Origin of the sequence: Actinoalloteichus spitiensis RMV-1378 (assembly GCF_000239155.1) — a bacterium.
Classification (GTDB): Bacteria; Actinomycetota; Actinomycetes; order Mycobacteriales; family Pseudonocardiaceae; genus Actinoalloteichus_B; species Actinoalloteichus_B spitiensis.
In genome coordinates this window covers 1-1,977 of record NZ_AGVX02000540.1, presented here as the reverse complement: position 1 = coordinate 1,977, position 1,977 = coordinate 1, and the positions used below count along the sequence as shown (strand labels likewise).

Genomic DNA, 1,977 nt, shown 5'->3' with positions numbered 1-1,977 from the left:
CCTGGCGGGCCGGCCGCCTCGGTGTTCGTGGTCCGGCGCGGTCGGGGGCGGGTCACTCCCGTTCGTCGCGGCCCAGCAGGCGCTGGGTGAGCCAGGCCAGCCCCCGGTCCAGGCGTCGGAAGTAGGTGGCCCGGCTCAGGTGCAGCTGGCGGGCCACCCCGTGGTGTTCCTGGTGGCCCCGCAGGTAGTAGGCCCGCAGGATCCGGCCGCACTGGGACAGCACTGGGTCCTCGCTGTCGGCGAGGTCCCCGACCAAGGAGACGAGTTGGGACCGGAGCCCCTGGGGACTCGGGTTGTCGGCCACCGCGAGCAGGGGGTTCCGCGCTAGTCCGGCGTCGTTCCGAAGCTGTTCCAGTGCCCGGCGCACCGCCCGTGTCCACCAGAGCCGGTCGGGCTCGACATGCCCGGGTGAGGTCAGGGCGACCACCTTGTCCAGCCAGGCCGGTACTCCTTCCCAGGTGAAGCGTTCGTGGTAGAGCTGTGAGGCGCGGCCGCAGTCGTAGGGGTCGTGCCGGGTGTCTCCCCAGTAGTCGAACCCGAACGCCTGGACCAACCCCTGGTACTGCGGTGACGGGGTCGAGATCACCAGCCGTCCACCGCTGATGCCCTCCGCGACGATGTGGCGGAGCAGGACGGCGTGCGCTCCGGGGTGCTCGCAGACCGCCATGCCGGTGAAGACGCCACCGCCGGTCACCCGCCCGGTGTGCTGTTGGGTCAGGGGTTCGATGACGCCCAGCGCCGCGTCGGTGATCCGGGGGGTGTAGGTCATGCCCAGGGGGCGGTCGTCGGGTCCGCACACGAGGTGGAAACCGTCCGCGGTGCTGGTCAACCACCCGTCGAGCAGCCGCTCGCACCGGGCGGTCGCCACCCCGCGCCGGGCGGCCCACTGGCGCACCAGCTCACCGATCCGGTCGTGGTCCCGGGGTGCGGCGCGCCGCACCCCGAAGCCCTCGGCTCCCGGCGGGAACAGGGTGGTGCGCAGCAGCGGGTCGTCGGTGAGGAACAGGGCCCGTTCGGTCAGCCGCCGTCGCGCCGGCCCCCGGGCCGCCCCCAGCAGTCGGCGGTTCCGCGCCGCTGCCCTGGTCAGCGCCACCTGGTGGGCGATCGGACGGCGCCACCGGTGGCTGAGGTCCAGCAGGGTCCGGAACGGTTCCGCCACCGACAGCCCGGAGGGGGTGGCGGTGACCAGGCTCAGGTCGGCCAGGGCGGTGAACCGGTCCTGGCCTCGCGGGGTGTCGACGAGTTCGGTGAGGAGTTCCTCGTCCCCGTCGCCGACGACGGCCAGCGAGTCGAGGGCTTCCCTGGTCCACGACGCGGTCCGCTCCCGCGCCAACCGGCGCAGCAGCTCCCGCAACGCCCGGTCCGCCACCGCTCCCGGTACCTCGGCGGGAACGCCGGACAGCAGCGCCGACGCCAGGTTCTCGGCCACCAGCGGAATTCCCCCGGCGAGGCCGACCACCAGGTCCACCCCGGTTTCCAGGCCCATCCCCTGAACGTGGGAGCGGATCTCCTCGTCGGTCCACCCGGGAACCGGAACGGAGGTCACGGGACCGGCGGGCGAGGTCGCCGGAGGAACCGGGCGTCGACTGCTGATCACCACGCGGGGTGCGCGGGCACCGGCACGGTCCAGCTCCTCCCGCACCGTTCGGGCGAGGCCGGGTGCCTCACCGCTGTCGACGTACACGACGGGCCGGGCCGGTCCGAACGCGTGCCGGACACCGGCCCGTGCCCCGGTCCACCGTGTCCCGACCACCGGCTCGCCCCGGGCGAGCAGAGTGAGCAGCGTGCTCTTGCCCACGCCCAGGGGGCCGACGAGGGCGACGACGTGCCCGGGGCCGGCGTGTGTGAGCACCCCGGACACCGCCTCCAGCACGGCCGACTGCCCCGTGGTCGGCCGGATCTCCTCCCGTTCCTCCTGGTCCACCTCGCCGGCCTCCCTCCCGAGCGCGGCTGCGCCTGTCAGCTCTGATGTAGCCG

General features: G+C 73.8%; 1 protein-coding gene. It reads right to left on the bottom strand.

Annotated elements, in window-relative coordinates; translation table 11 throughout:
• Positions 1-52: 52 nt before the first annotated feature.
• On the bottom strand, positions 53-1,977 hold a 1,925-nt coding region (locus ACTIDRAF_RS0221300), incomplete at its 5' end, for a hypothetical protein (protein WP_211215398.1).